We start from the raw sequence: 13,816 nt of genomic DNA, 5'->3' as shown, positions 1-13,816 counted from the left end.
CATATCAATCGTGTCGATCAATATATTGGAAATCATATAAACCTATCTATATCCTTTGCCACATAACCTCCAACAACGACCCCTTGTCCCTGAAATCCAGGTGGCGCGGCCTCGTTGTGCCTGCTCGCCACCGTCCCCAGAGGTGCCCCGTGAGCAATCCGCAAGTCCGGCCACAGGCCGAAGAAGAACCCGCGTTAATCGAGGCGGCCCGCGAAGCAGCCAACGAGGTGCTGGAAGCCGCCACCGAAGTCGAACGCTATATCGAAAAAGGCACCCCGCAGTTCATGCGCACCTCCCTGGCGCTGTTCTCCGGCGGTTTCGCCACCTTTGCCCTGCTCTACTGCATCCAGCCGATGATGCCGGTGCTGTCCAAGGCGTTTTCCATCAGCGCCGCGGAAAGCAGCCTGGCATTGTCCGTCGCCACCGCCATGCTCGCCCTTGGCCTGCTGGTCACCGGCCCGATCTCCGACGCGATCGGCCGCAAGCCGGTGATGGTCGTCTCGCTGCTGGCCGCCGCGCTGTTCACCCTCGGCAGTGCGGTGATGCCCACCTGGCATGGCGTGCTGCTGATGCGCGCGCTGGTCGGGCTGTCCTTGAGCGGCCTGGCCGCGGTGGCGATGACCTATCTCAGCGAAGAGATCCATCCGCAGCACATCGGCTTGTCGATGGGCCTGTACATCGGCGGCAACGCCATCGGCGGGATGAGCGGACGCCTGATCAGCGGCGTCCTGGTCGATTTCATCTCCTGGCATGCCGCACTGGCGGTCCTCGGCAGCCTGGCCCTGGTCGCCGCGCTGGTGTTCTGGCGCGTGCTGCCCGAATCGAAACACTTCCGGCCAGCACCGCTGAAGCCGGCGACCCTGCTCAACGGCTACCGCTTGCACTTCCGCGACGCCGGACTGCCCTGGCTGTTCCTGATCGGCTTCCTGCTGATGGGCAGCTTCGTCACCCTGTTCAACTACATCGGCTACCGCCTGCTGGCCGAGCCCTACCACATGAGCCAGGCGGTGGTCGGCGTGCTCTCGGTGGTTTACCTCTCGGGCATCTACAGCTCGGCCTGGGTCGGTTCGCTGGCCGACAAGCTGGGGCGACGCAAGGTGCTCTGGGCGGTCATCCTGCTGATGCTCGGCGGCCTGCTGCTGACGCTGTTCGAGCCGATCCCGCTGATGCTCGCCGGCCTGCTGCTATTCACCTTCGGCTTCTTCGGCGCGCACTCGGTGGCGAGCAGCTGGATCGGGCGCCGCGCCCTGCGCGCCAAGGGCCAGGCCTCGTCGCTCTATCTGTTCAGCTACTACGTCGGCTCGAGCCTGGCCGGCACCCTCGGCGGGGTGTTCTGGCATTACTACGGCTGGAACGGCATCGGGCTGTTCATCGGCTCGCTGCTGGTGGTCGCGGTATTGGTCTCGCTGCACCTGGCGCGCCTGCCGGCCCTGCCTGGCAACACCCTGGCGCAGCCCGCCCACTGAGTTCGAGGCGCCGGTCTCCCGGCGCCTTCACTCCGACCAGAAGCGTACTCCGGTCAGTTCTTCCGATAGCGCCCACAGCCGCGCAGCCAGCCCCAGGTCGCGCGCATTCCGCGGAATCCGCGCCGCTGCCGGATAACCGCGGGTTTCCAGCCAGCGATCCGGGCCGACATAGGCGCCGCCATACCAGCGCTGTTCGGTCAGCGCGGAAAGTGCCGGCAACGCCCCCATCTCCGCCGATTGCGCGAACGCTCCGTTGGCCACCTTCATCGCCCAGCGTCCCAGGCGCGAACCGGACATCGCCGGTGCCACGTACTGCAGGTTGGTCGCCGCGTAGCCCGGATGCGCCGCCAGGCTCTGCAGAAGCACGCCCCGCTGGCCGGCGCGGCGCTGCAACTCCAGGCTGAACAGCAGATTGGCCTGCTTGCTGTGGCAATAGGCGAGATAGCGGTTGTAGCCGCGCTCGGCGTTGAGGTCGTCGAGCGGCAGCCGGCCGAACTGGTTGAAACCGCTGGTCATGCCCACCACCCTGGGCCGTGGAGCGGCCAGCAACGAGTCCAGCAGCAGTCCCGTAAGGGCGAAGTGGCCAAGGTGATTGGTGCCCATCTGCATCTCGAAACCGTCGCGGGTACGCCGCAGGGGCAGGAACATCACTCCGGCGTTGTTGAACAAGAGATCGAGGCGTGCGTGGCGCTGGCGGAAACCGGCGGCGCAGGCGCGGATCGAGGCGAGGTCGGCCAGGTCGAGATCGGCCAGCTCCAGGCGTGCCTGGGGATACTCGTCGAGGATCGCCCGCCGCGCCCGCTCCGCCTGTTCGCGATTGCGGCAGGCCATCACCACGGTTGCCCCTTTGCCGGCCAGCGTGCGCGCCGCCTGCCAACCCAGGCCGCTGTTGGCGCCGGTGACCAGCGCCAGGCGCCCGGCCAGTTGCGGAATGTTGCGTCGTGCCCAGGGATGCATCGCTCGTTCTCCGCTTGACTGCGTTGCCGGGCAGTATCGCGGCGCCAGCCAATGCAGCGGCAGACGCGCTCGCGCCAGACTGCCGATCATTTCGGGCCAGGACACGCCAGCATGAGCCGCCGCACGGACTCCGACGCACCGACCATCACCGCCGCCTATCCGCGCCTGCTGCTCGGCCTGCTGGAGGAACGCGGCCTGGACAGACGCGCGCTGCTGCGGGAAATCGGTCTGTCGACGCTGCGACTGGAAGAGCCGGAAGCACGCGTCACATCGCAGCAGTACCAGGCGATCGCCGCCGCGGCGCTCGCGCTGAGCGGCGACCCCGGCCTCGGCGCACAGCTCGCCTTGCGCACGCCTCCCACCGCCCATGGCAGCCTGGGCTACGCGATGATGGCCTCGGCGACGCTCGGCGATGCCTTGTGCCTGGCGCTGCGCTACATGCCGCTGCTGCAGGGCAACGTCGAAATCAGCCTGCTGCGCGAGGACGAGCAGGTGATCCTGCGCCTGCTGCCAGGCCCCGCGCTCCCGCCGGCGCTGCACCGGTACTTCAGCGAAGCCCTGCTGATCGGCCTGTATCGCTCCGGCGCCTGGCTGCTCGGCGAACCGGCCCTGGTCGGCAGGCTCGACTTCGACTATCCCGAACCTGCCGTGCCTGTGCCACTGCCGCAGTGCCGCTACGACCAGGCCCACGTCCAGCTGGTGTTCCCCGCCATCCTGCTCGCCCGCTCGCTACCGATGGCCGATCCGGCTGCATTGCGCCGCGCCCGCGAACACTGCGAACGCGAACTGGCGCTGCTCGATGCCGGCCGCCGGGACATCTGCGCCCGCGTGCGGCTGGAGCTGGAACGCCAGGAACAGCGTTTCCCCAACCTGGAGGAAGTAGCCGCGCGCCTGCACCTGTCCAGCCGCAGCCTCAAGCGGCATCTGCATGACGCCGGCACCAGCTTTCGCCAGTTGCTCGGCCAGGCTCGCCAGCGCCAGGCCTTGCGATTGCTGCGGCGTCCCGAGGTGTCGTTGCAGCGTATCGCCCTGTACCTGGGCTACAGCGATCCAACCAACTTCACCCGCGCCTTCAAGCGCTGGACCGGCGAGCCGCCGAGCGACACCCGCGCCCGCCTGCTGGGCGGGCAACCAGTTTCACGAACAAATGCCAAGCGCTCGACAAATCCCTCGCGTTTCCCTTGAGCGCGGCAAGCGCTGTCCTATGCTGCTGCGGCCGGCATCCGGCCGGCCTCGACAGCGATATGAAAGGGACTTTATGAAACCAGCGATCAAGCGCGCCTGCCTGCTCGGCACGGCACTGTTCTCCCTCTGCGCCAGCGCAGCCCAGGCGACCGGCGTTCTGGTAGGAACCTGGGACCTGCGGGGCAACGGCCAGCTCGCCGCGGTCTACCGCGACGGCGCCAACCTGCAGGTGGTGGAAGGCGGCAGCACCCGCAACTACAGCTTCGGCAACGTGGTCTGGTCGGTCTTCGGCGCCACCGATACCGACGGCCAGCCCGGCGCGGAAATCCTGGTCAAGGCCGGTCCCGACCTGGTGATCGTCTCCCACGCCAGCACCACCCAGCGCAAGTACCCGGTAGGCAACGTCTCCTGGGCGATCATGCGTGCCACCGACGTCGACAACGTCGCCGGCGACGAAGTCATCCTCAGCATCGGCAACGGCGTGCGCACCGTATTCGATCGCACCCGTACGCAACGCGACGCCACCTTCAGCTACAACGGCACCTGGGGCCTGTTCGACGTCGCCGACGTGGACGGCGCGCCGGGCAAGGAACTGGTGCTGAACATGGGCAACGGCGTCAAGGTCATCGACCCGCGCACCAGTGGCGCCAAGGACTTCACCTTCAGCGGCTACCACGCGCTCGCACAGATCGCCGACCTCGACGGCCAGCCCGGCGCGGAGATCATCGGCCGCACCAGCACCGGCATCTACGTGATCAGCAACGCCACTTCCCGCAAGGAATACAGCATCGGCGCCAGCGCCTGGGCACTCTATGGCGGCACCGCGGACACCGACGGCAAGCCGGGCAACGAGCTGATCGTGGTGATGCAGGGCAAGGTGCGGGTCATCCACCACGCCAGCGGCGCCAGCAGCGACTACCGCATCGGCGACGTCAACTACAGCATCGATTCGGTGGCCGACATGGATGGCCAGCCGGGCGCGGAAATCCTCGTGCGCGACGCCAACGGCAAGCTGTTCGTGATCAACGACCGCACCGGCAAGGTAAGCAGTTGAGCCGGGCGGGTTGCGTAGGGCGGGTACGCCACCGGCGCGACCCCGCCAACCAACGCGCCGGAGGGCCGTCGGCCCGCGCATGAAAAAGGGGAGCCTCGGCTCCCCTTCTTTCGTTCCGGCTCAGCCGTGGTACTGCGCCGACAGCTCGTGCACCGCCTCGAAGAAGGCGCCGGCATGGGCCGGGTCGACTTCCGGGGTGATGCCGTGGCCGAGATTGAACACATGCCCCGTACCCTCGCCGTAGGCCGCCAGGATCCGCGCGACTTCGGCGCGGATCGCCGCCGGATTGGCGTAGAGCACCGAGGGATCCATGTTGCCTTGCAGGGCTACACGCTCACCGACACGGGCCCGGGCGCTGCCGATGTCGCAGGTCCAGTCCAGGCCCAGCGCCTCGGCGCCGACCTCGGCCATCGACTCCAGCCACAGGCCGCCTCCCTTGGTGAAGAGGATCACCGGCACCCGGCGTCCGTCGTGCTCGCGGATCAATCCATCGACGATCTTGCGCATGTAGGCCAGGGAGAACTCCTGGTAGGCCGCCGCCGACAGGCTGCCGCCCCACGAGTCGAAGATCTGCACCGCCTGGGCGCCGGCGCGGATCTGCCCGTTGAGGTAGCTGGTCACCGATTGCGCCAGCTTGTCCAGCAGGGCGTGCATGGCCTTGGGGTTGTCGTAGAGCATCGCCTTGGATTTGCGGAAGTCCTTGCTCGAGCCGCCCTCGACCATGTAGGTGGCGAGGGTCCAGGGGCTGCCGGAGAAGCCGATCAGCGGTACGCGGCCGTTCAGCTCGCGGCGGATGGTGCGCACGGCGTCCATCACATAGCCCAGGTCCTGTTCCGGATCGGGAACCGGCAGTGCCTCGATGTCGGCCAGCGACGAGACCACCTTGCGGAAGCGCGGGCCTTCGCCGGTCTCGAAGTACAGGCCCTGGCCCATGGCATCGGGAATGGTCAGGATGTCGGAGAAGAGGATCGCGGCGTCCAGCTGCGGGTAACGGTCCAGCGGCTGCAGGGTCACTTCGCAGGCCAGCTCGGGGTTCATGCACAGGCTCATGAAATCGCCGGCCTTGGCACGGGTGGCACGGTATTCCGGCAGGTAACGACCGGCCTGGCGCATCATCCAGACGGGGGTGACATCGACGGGCTGCTTGAGCAGGGCGCGGAGGAAGCGGTCGTTCTTCAGGGCAGTCATAACGGCATCCGATCAAAGGCTGCTGGCTTCACGCGGGCGCGTGCGGAAGGGGGTTATCCACAGGCCGGCGGGCGAAAAGGGCCGCTATTGTCGCAAAGCACAAAACAAAAGGCACGGCGGGGGCCGTGCCTTTTGTCTATCGCGGTGATTTGTCGCAGCGCCGGTGGCGCCGCGGGTCAGACGCCAAGGTAGTCGAGAATGCCTTCGGCCGCGGTACGTCCTTCGAAGATCGCCGTCACCACCAGGTCGGAACCACGGACCATGTCGCCACCGGCGAAGATCTTCGGGTTGCTGGTCTGGTGCTTGAACTGCGCCTGCGCCGGAGCCACCACGCGGCCCTGGCTGTCGGTGGCGATCTCGAAGCGCTCGAACCACGGCGCCGGACTCGGCCGGAAGCCGAAGGCGATCAGCACGGCTTCCGCCGGGATGATCTCCTCGGAACCGGGGATCGGTTCGGGGCTGCGGCGTCCGCGGGCGTCCGGCTCGCCGAGACGGGTCTCGACCACCTTCACGCCTTCCACCCGGTCCTCGCCGACGATGGCGATGGGCTGGCGGTTGAAGAGGAACTTCACGCCCTCTTCCTTGGCGTTCTTCACTTCCTTGCGCGAGCCCGGCATGTTTTCTTCGTCACGGCGATAGGCACAGGTCACCGACTTGGCGCCCTGGCGGATCGAAGTGCGGTTGCAGTCCATCGCGGTGTCGCCGCCGCCCAGGACCACCACGCGCTTGCCCTTCATGTCGACGAAGTCCTCGGCCGACTTCTCGAAGCCGAGGTTGCGGTTCACGTTGGCGATCAGGAAGTCCAGGGCGTCGTGTACGCCCGGCAGGTCCTCGCCGGGGAAACCGCCCTTCATGTAGGTGTAGGTGCCCATCCCCATGAACACGGCATCGTACTCATCGAGCAACTGCTCCATGGTCACGTCCTTGCCGATCTCGGTGTTCAGGCGGAACTCGATGCCCATGCCGGTGAACACCTCGCGGCGACGGCTGAGGACGTGCTTCTCCAGCTTGAACTCGGGAATGCCGAAGGTCAGCAGGCCGCCGATCTCCGGGTTGCGGTCGAACACCACCGGGGTCACGCCGTTGCGCACCAGCACGTCGGCGCAGCCGAGGCCGGCCGGGCCGGCACCGATCACCGCGACGCGCCTGCCGGTCGGCTTGACCTTGGACAGGTCCGGGCGCCAGCCCATGGCGAAGGCCGTATCGGTGATGTATTTCTCCACCGAGCCGATGGTCACCGCGCCAAAGCCGTCGTTGAGGGTACAGGCACCCTCGCAGAGGCGGTCCTGCGGGCAGACCCGGCCGCAGACTTCCGGCAGGGTGTTGGTCTGGTGCGACAGTTCGGCGGCGGCCAGGATGTTGCCTTCGGAAACCAGCTTCAGCCAGTTCGGGATGAAGTTGTGCACCGGGCACTTCCACTCGCAGTAGGGGTTGCCGCAGCCCAGGCAGCGGTGGGCCTGGTCGGCGGCCTGCTGCGGCTTGAACAGGTCGTGGATCTCCACGAACTCGCGCTTGCGCTGGCGCAGCAGCTTCTTCTTCGGGTCCTTGCGCCCGACTTCGATGAACTGGAAGTCGTTGTTCAGGCGGTCGGAATTCAGACGTTCAGACATATCGAAACCTCATCACAACTTCGGGCGCTTATTGCGGGTTGGCACGGGTGCTGGTCAGCAGCGAACCGAGGCTGGCCGCCTTCGGTTTCACCAGCCAGAACCGACGCAGGTAGTCATCCAGGTTTTCCAGGATGTTCGCGCCCCACTCGCTTGCCGTTTCGTTCACGTACTCGACCAGGACCTTGCGCAGGTGGCTGCGATAGGCCTCCATCGCCTCGCCGCTGATCCGCTGGATTTCCACCAGCTCGTGGTTCACGCGGTCGACGAAAGTGTTGTCCATGTCGAGGACGTAGGCGAAGCCCCCGGTCATGCCGGAGCCGAAGTTGTAGCCGGTCTTGCCCAGCACGCAGACGAAACCGCCGGTCATGTATTCGCAGCAGTGGTCGCCGGTACCTTCCACCACCGCATGGGAACCGGAGTTGCGCACGGCGAAGCGCTCGCCGGCGGTTCCGGCGGCGAACAGCTTGCCGCCGGTGGCGCCGTACAGGCAGGTGTTGCCGACGATGGCCGATTCCTGGGTCTTGAACGGACTGCCCTTGGGCGGGGTGATCACCAGCTTGCCGCCGGTCATGCCCTTGCCTACGTAGTCGTTGGCGTCGCCTTCCAGGTACAGGTGCAGGCCACCGGCGTTCCACACGCCGAAGCTCTGTCCCGCGGTGCCCTTGAAACGGAACACCACCGGTGCCTTGGCCATGCCCTGGTTGCCGTGCAGGCGGGCGATCTCGCCGGATACCCGCGCGCCGATGGATCGGTCGCAGTTGCAGATGTCCAGCTCGTACTCGCCGCCGCTCAGGCCTTCGATGGCGGCCTTCGACAGCTCGACCATCTTCTCGGCCAGCAGGCCCTGGTCGAACGGCGGGTTTTTCTCCACCTCGCAGAACTGCGGCTTGTCGGCCGGGATCAGCTCACTGCCCAGCAACGGAGCGAGATCCAGGTTCTGCTGCTTGGCGGTCTCGCCGGGGAGGATCTCCAGCAGGTCGGTGCGGCCGATCAGCTCGCCCAGGCTGCGCACACCGAGGCGCGCCAGCCACTCGCGGGTTTCCGTGGCGATGAAGGTGAAGAAGTTGATCACCATCGCGGTGGTGCCGATGAAGTGGTCCTTGCGCAACTTGTCGTTCTGCGTCGCCACGCCGGTGGCGCAGTTGTTCAGGTGGCAGATGCGCAGGTACTTGCAGCCCAGGGCGATCATCGGCGCGGTGCCGAAGCCGAAGCTCTCGGCGCCGAGGATGGCCGCCTTGATCACGTCCAGGCCGGTCTTCAGGCCGCCATCGGTCTGCACCCGGACCTTGCCGCGCAGGTCGTTGCCGCGCAGGGTCTGGTGGGTTTCCGCCAGGCCCAGTTCCCAGGGCGAGCCGGCGTACTTGATCGAGGTGATCGGCGAGGCGCCGGTACCGCCGTCGTAGCCGGAGATGGTGATCAGGTCCGCATAGGCCTTGGCCACGCCGGCGGCGATGGTGCCGACGCCCGGCTCGGACACCAGCTTCACCGATACCAGCGCCTGCGGGTTGACCTGCTTGAGGTCGAAGATCAGCTGCGCCAGGTCTTCGATGGAGTAGATGTCGTGGTGCGGCGGCGGCGAGATCAGGGTCACGCCGGGCACCGCATAGCGCAGGCGGGCGATCAGGCCGTTGACCTTGCCGCCCGGCAACTGGCCGCCCTCGCCGGGCTTGGCGCCCTGGGCCACCTTGATCTGCAGGACCTCGGCGTTGACCAGGTATTCCGGGGTCACGCCGAAGCGGCCAGTAGCCACCTGCTTGATCTTCGAACTCTTCAGCGTGCCGTAGCGCGCCGGGTCCTCGCCGCCCTCGCCGGAGTTGGAGCGACCGCCCAGGGTGTTCATCGCCTCGGCCAGCGCCTCGTGGGCCTCCGGCGACAGCGCGCCGAGGGAAATCCCGGCGGCATCGAAGCGCTTGAAGATGGCTTCCAGCGGCTCCACCTCGTCGAGCGCCAGCGGCTGCGCGGCGGTCTTCACCTGCAACAGGTCGCGGATCATCGACACCGGGCGCTGGTCCACCAGCGCGGTGTATTCCTTGAACTTCTCGTAGTCGCCCTGCTGCACGGCAGCCTGCAGGGTATTCACCACATCCGGGTTGTAGGCGTGGTATTCGCCGCCATAGACGAACTTCAGCAAGCCGCCCTGCTGGATCGGCTTGCGGTTGCTCCAGGCCTCGGCGGCCAGGAGCTTCTGCTCGTTCTCGATATCGACGAAGCGCGCGCCCTGGATGCGGCTGGCGACTCCGGTGAAGCACAGGCCGGTGACCTCGTCGGACAGGCCCACCGCCTCGAACAGCTGCGCGCCACGGTAGGACGCGACGGTGGAGATGCCCATCTTCGAGAGAATCTTCATCAGGCCCTTGGAGATCCCCTTGCGGTAGTACTTGAACACCTCGTAGAGGTCGCCCAGCACTTCACCGGTGCGGATCAGGTCGGCCAGCACCTCGTAGGCGAGGAACGGATAGACCGCCGAGGCGCCGAAGCCGATCAGCACCGCGAAATGGTGCGGATCGCGGGCGGTGGCGGTCTCCACCAGGATGTTGGAGTCGCAGCGCAGCCCGGTCTGCACCAGGCGGTGGTGCACCGCGCCGACGGCCAGGGCAGCATGCACCGGCAGTTTGCCGGGAGCGATATGGCGGTCGCTGAGGATCAGCAGCACCTTGCCGCCGCGCACGGCTTCCTCGGCCTGGTCGGCGATGTTGCGCACCGCGGCCTCCAGGCCCATCGACTCGTCGTAGTTGAGGTCGATGAAGTGGCGGTCGAAGCCCGGGCGGTCCAGGGTCATGATGGTCCGCCACTTCGCCGGCGAGATCACCGGAGTGGTGAGGATCGCCTGGTTGGCATGGTGCGGGGCTTCCTCGAAGATGTTCTGCTCGACGCCCAGGCAGGTTTCCAGGGACATCACGATGGCTTCGCGCAGCGGGTCGATCGGCGGGTTGGTGACCTGGGCGAATTGCTGGCGGAAGTAATCGTACGGAGAGCGGATGCGCCGGGAGAGGATCGCCATCGGCGTATCGTCGCCCATGGAGCCCACCGCTTCCTGGCCCTGCTCGCCGAGCGGACGCAGCACCTGGTCACGCTCCTCGAAGGTGACCTGGAACATCTTCATGAATTGCTTGAGCTGGTCGGCGTCGTAGCTGGCCACGCCATGGTCGTCGTCCAGGGTCGCCTGGATGCGCAGGGCATTCTGCCGCAGCCATTGCTTGTAGGGATGGCGCGACTTCAGGCGGTTGTCGATGTCGTCGCTGTGCAGGACCTGGCCGGTCTCGGTGTCCACCGCGAGGATCTGCCCCGGACCGACGCGACCCTTGGCGATGACGTCCTCGGGCTTGTAGTCCCAGACGCCGATCTCCGAGGCCAGGGTGATGTAGCCGTTCTTCGTGGTGACCCAGCGCGACGGGCGCAGGCCATTGCGGTCGAGCAGGCAGACGGCATAGCGACCGTCGGTCAGCACGACGCCGGCGGGGCCATCCCAGGGCTCCATGTGCAGCGAGTTGTACTCGTAGAACGCGCGCAGGTCGGCGTCCATGGTCTCGACGTTCTGCCAGGCCGGCGGGATGATCATGCGCAGGCCGCGGAACAGGTCCATGCCGCCGGTGACCATCAGTTCGAGCATGTTGTCCATGCTCGACGAGTCGGAGCCGACGCGGTTCACCAGCGGGCCTAGCTCTTCCAGGTCGGGGATCAGTTCGTTGGTGAACTTGGTCCGCCGCGCCTGGGCCCAGTTGCGGTTGCCGGTGATGGTGTTGATCTCGCCGTTGTGGGCGAGGAAGCGGAAAGGCTGCGCCAGCGGCCATTTCGGCAGGGTGTTGGTGGAGAAGCGCTGGTGGAATACGCAGATCGCGGTCTGCAGGCGCTCGTCGCCAAGGTCCGGATAGAAGGCGGCCAGGTCGGCCGGCATCATCAGGCCCTTATAGATGATGGTCTTGTGCGAAAAGCTGCAGATGTAGTGGTCGCTGTCGGCGGCGTTGGCTACCGACGAGCGGCGCCGTGCGCTGAACAGCTTGATGGCGAAGTCCTGGTCGCTCAGGCCGGCGCCGCCGATGAACACCTGTTCGATCTGCGGCAGGCGCTCCAGCGCCAGGCGGCCGAGAACGCTGGTATCGATCGGCACCTTGCGCCAGCCGACCAGCTCCAGTCCGGCGGCGACGATCTCGCGATTCATGTTCTCGCGTGCCGCCTCGGCTTTCACCGGGTCCTGGTTGAAGAACACCATGCCCACCGCGTATTGCTCGGGCAGGTCGACAGAAAAGGCTTCCCTGGCGACGGCACGCAGGAACAGGTCGGGCTTCTGGATCAGCAGCCCGCAGCCGTCCCCGGTCTTGCCATCGGCATTGATCCCACCGCGGTGGGTCATGCAGGTCAGTGCTTCGATTGCGGTTTGCAGAAGTTGATGGCTCGGCTCGCCCTGCATATGGGCGATCAGGCCAAATCCGCAGTTATCCTTGAACGTTTCAGGATGGTACAGACCTGCTTTCATAAGGAACTCTCACCGGCAAAACTTTTTTAGTCATCTACTTCGCCTGTCACCCGCTCATGCGGCGAGTTTTCGACAGGCAAAGGGAGGCCATTGTACATAGGTGCACAAGGCCTCACAAATTTTGCGGCGAGAAAATGAAATTCAATGTCGCCAAAATGAAAGACGAAACCCGCCGGCCATGCTAACGACTAGCGAGTTTCGTCAAGAGGCGACGGCAGGTCGGATCAATGCGCCTGGCCGATCTCCTGCTGGATGCTGGCGAAGGTACGCGGCCACGGCTTGCCGGCCTGCACCTTGGACGGCAGTTTTTTCACTGCGGCCAGGGCGGCGGCACGATTCGGGAAGCTGCCATAGGTGACGACGTAGAACGGCTTGCCTTGCAGGGTTTTCTTGAAGTAGCGGAAATCGCCGCCGCCCTGCTGGCGAATGAACGCCTGGGCATTGGCTTCGGAGCCGGTACCGAGGATCTGCAGGGCGAAGTTACCACCAGACTGGTTGCGATACCACTGGCTTCCCGCACCGCCACCGCTGGCCGGCTTGGCGGCCGGAGCCGGGGCCGGCTTCGCCGCGGCGGTGGTGGCCGGCTTGCTCGCCGCCGGCTTGGCCGGAGCGGGGGCCGGGGCCGGCTTGCTGGCCGGGGCGCTGGCGACCGGCGCGGCCGGTGCCGGGGTCTGCGCCGGAGTCGGGGTCGCCGCAGGCGCGGTCGGTTCGGTCGGCGCCGGCGGCACCGGATGCATCGGCGTGACGCCGTTGTTGGCCAGCGGCGTCACCGGAGGAGCCGAGCTGGAAACGGTAGGCGGCACCGCGGCGGACGGCAGGCCGCCTTCGTCGTCGCCACCTTGCCCGGCGGCCTGGGCCAGCGGCTCGCGAATGACCGGCTGCGACTCGCCGACCAACGGTAGCGGCAACGGCTGGCTGGAGCCGTTGAACTCCACGGCCGGGCCGCTGCCCGGCTGCTGGGCCTGGGCCGGCGTAGCGCCATTCATGGACAATTCGGTAGAGGCGGTCTGCGGCGCCTCCGGCTTGCTCTTGCCTTGCATGAACCAGGCGGCGATCACGCCGATGGCCACGACCGCAAGAATCACCAGATGCTTCTTGGGCAAGTTGAAAGACCCTCCGGTTGCCTTGCGCGCTGCGCCACGATTGGCCAGCATCGCTTCGATCAGGGCATCGCGGGCGACCTGGTTGATCGCTCCCGGCCAGCCTTCCGACTGCTCGTGGATGTCCACCAGCAGGTCGTTGGAAATCAGCTCGATGCCCTGCCCGGCGCCCTCGAGACGCTGGGCCAGGTAGTCGCGGGTTTCCTCTTCGCTGTATGGCTGCAACTCGATGGCATGGAAGCGCTCCTCACCCTCGGAAAACACCTCCAGGCGCGGCAGCAACGACGGCTCACCGAACAGGAATACATGCAGGCGTCCCTCGTTGGTGCCGGAAGCCAGCAGCAACAGCACTTCCAGCGCGCTGTCCTGGAGCTGCTCGGCATCGTCCACCATCAGGTAGACGTCCTGCCCGGTGATCGCCAGCTGCGCCACCTTGGTCAGGATCGCCTCCAGGCTCGCCTGGTTGATGCTCAGGCCCTGCGCCACCTGGCGCAGCAACGAAGTCTCGTCGGCGGCGGTGCGCGCCGAGATCACCACGCTGAGGACCGCATCCTTGTTGGTGCTGGCCACCAGCGCCTGGCGCAGCAGGGTCTTGCCGCTGCCCAGGGGCCCGGTGACCAGCAGCAGGAGCTGGCTGTAGCGGGCCAGATGGTGCAACTGGCCGAGCACCGGCTTGCGCTGCGCCGGGAAGAACTTGAAACCCGGAACGCGCGGCGCGAACGGGTCGTGACTGAATTGGTAGTGGCCCAGGAAGGCCTCATCGGCATGCAAGCTGGTCATGG

The 13,816-nt window shown here is 66.5% G+C and carries 8 protein-coding genes; 3 read left to right on the top strand and 5 right to left on the bottom strand.

The genetic code is table 11. The features are described from left to right. Positions 1-149: 149 nt before the first annotated feature. A complete protein-coding gene (locus HMPREF2924_RS01230) occupies positions 150-1,466 on the top strand; it encodes an MFS transporter (RefSeq protein WP_003135724.1) in 1,317 nt (438 codons plus the stop codon). A 27-nt stretch (positions 1,467-1,493) separates the two neighbouring features. Here HMPREF2924_RS01230 and HMPREF2924_RS01225 read toward each other — a convergent pair whose 3' ends face one another. Continuing rightward, positions 1,494-2,423 (bottom strand): oxidoreductase, encoded by a 930-nt coding sequence (locus tag HMPREF2924_RS01225; RefSeq protein ID WP_003135726.1) that lies wholly within the window; start codon positions 2,421-2,423, stop codon positions 1,494-1,496. Between the two features lie 111 nt (positions 2,424-2,534). Between HMPREF2924_RS01225 and HMPREF2924_RS01220 the strand changes: the two genes are divergently transcribed. Continuing rightward, on the top strand, positions 2,535-3,608 hold the full coding sequence (locus HMPREF2924_RS01220) for an AraC family transcriptional regulator (RefSeq protein WP_003135729.1): 1,074 nt from the start codon (positions 2,535-2,537) through the stop codon (positions 3,606-3,608). Positions 3,609-3,681: 73 nt separating this feature from the next. Then, positions 3,682-4,662 (top strand): PA5033 family protein, encoded by a 981-nt coding sequence (locus tag HMPREF2924_RS01215; RefSeq protein WP_003135730.1) that lies wholly within the window; start codon positions 3,682-3,684, stop codon positions 4,660-4,662. A gap of 120 nt (positions 4,663-4,782) precedes the next feature. Here the strand turns inward: HMPREF2924_RS01215 and hemE are convergent, their stop codons facing one another. From hemE to HMPREF2924_RS01195, 4 genes are all read right to left on the bottom strand, one after another. After that, positions 4,783-5,850, bottom strand: a complete 1,068-nt coding sequence (hemE, locus tag HMPREF2924_RS01210; protein WP_021263521.1) for a uroporphyrinogen decarboxylase — start codon at positions 5,848-5,850, stop codon at positions 4,783-4,785. Between the two features lie 176 nt (positions 5,851-6,026). Then, complete coding sequence (locus tag HMPREF2924_RS01205) at positions 6,027-7,460, bottom strand: FAD-dependent oxidoreductase (protein WP_003095829.1); 1,434 nt, start codon at positions 7,458-7,460, stop codon at positions 6,027-6,029. Positions 7,461-7,488: 28 nt separating this feature from the next. Further along, on the bottom strand, positions 7,489-11,934 hold the full coding sequence (gene gltB, locus HMPREF2924_RS01200; protein ID WP_003110182.1) for a glutamate synthase large subunit: 4,446 nt from the start codon (positions 11,932-11,934) through the stop codon (positions 7,489-7,491). A gap of 224 nt (positions 11,935-12,158) precedes the next feature. Beyond that, entirely contained in the window at positions 12,159-13,814 is a 1,656-nt protein-coding gene (locus HMPREF2924_RS01195) for an AAA family ATPase (RefSeq protein WP_003141778.1), read from the bottom strand. Between the last annotated feature and the right edge of the window lie 2 nt (positions 13,815-13,816).

The organism is Pseudomonas sp. HMSC063H08 (assembly GCF_001813645.1).
GTDB classification, from domain to species: Bacteria; Pseudomonadota; Gammaproteobacteria; order Pseudomonadales; family Pseudomonadaceae; genus Pseudomonas; species Pseudomonas aeruginosa.
This window is presented reverse-complemented; position numbering and strand designations above follow the sequence as displayed.

Excerpts from the sequence above, each read along its gene's own strand:
- HMPREF2924_RS01195 (WP_003141778.1), bottom strand. The coding sequence starts at position 13,814 with ATGACCAGCTTGCATGCCGATGAGGCCTTCCTGGGCCACTACCAATTC.
- hemE (WP_021263521.1), bottom strand. The coding sequence starts at position 5,850 with ATGACTGCCCTGAAGAACGACCGCTTCCTCCGCGCCCTGCTCAAGCAG.
- HMPREF2924_RS01225 (WP_003135726.1), bottom strand. The coding sequence starts at position 2,423 with ATGCATCCCTGGGCACGACGCAACATTCCGCAACTGGCCGGGCGCCTG.
- HMPREF2924_RS01215 (WP_003135730.1), top strand. The coding sequence starts at position 3,682 with ATGAAACCAGCGATCAAGCGCGCCTGCCTGCTCGGCACGGCACTGTTC.
- gltB (WP_003110182.1), bottom strand. The coding sequence starts at position 11,934 with ATGAAAGCAGGTCTGTACCATCCTGAAACGTTCAAGGATAACTGCGGA.
- HMPREF2924_RS01220 (WP_003135729.1), top strand. The coding sequence starts at position 2,535 with ATGAGCCGCCGCACGGACTCCGACGCACCGACCATCACCGCCGCCTAT.
- HMPREF2924_RS01205 (WP_003095829.1), bottom strand. The coding sequence starts at position 7,460 with ATGTCTGAACGTCTGAATTCCGACCGCCTGAACAACGACTTCCAGTTC.